This is a genomic window from Pseudomonas frederiksbergensis (genome assembly GCF_003732275.1).
GTDB classification, from domain to species: domain Bacteria; phylum Pseudomonadota; class Gammaproteobacteria; order Pseudomonadales; family Pseudomonadaceae; genus Aquipseudomonas; species Aquipseudomonas frederiksbergensis_H.
Map to the genome: position 1 here is coordinate 1 of NZ_MOBM01000031.1, position 404 is coordinate 404.

Annotated in this window: 1 pseudogene; it reads left to right on the forward strand. The window is 60.6% G+C overall.

The window, feature by feature from the left end:
• Window positions 1-404, forward strand: a pseudogene (locus tag BK662_RS34840) (calcium-binding protein); the annotation flags it as partial.

Consider the following 404-nt stretch of genomic DNA (forward strand, 5'->3'; position numbering starts at 1 on the left):
ACCCTGATCGGCGGTCTGGGCAACGACACCTACATCGTCGACAACCTCGGCGACACCATCACCGAAACCAGTACGCTGGTCGGTGAAATCGACACCGTGCGTGCCTCAATGGACTGGACCCTCGGCGACAACCTGGAGAATCTCATTCTCACCGGCAGCGCCGATTTGAATGGCACTGGCAATAGCCTGAGCAACGTATTGAACGGCAACAATGGCATTAACCTGCTGATTGGCGGTGGGGGTGCTGACACCCTGGACGGCGGTGCCGGCGCCGACACCCTGATCGGTGGCGACGGCGTCGACACTTACTACGTCGACAACGTCGGCGATGTGGTGATCGAGACCGATGCTTCGTTGACCGCGCTCGACCGGGTGTTCTCGGCCATCGACTACACCCTTGGCGC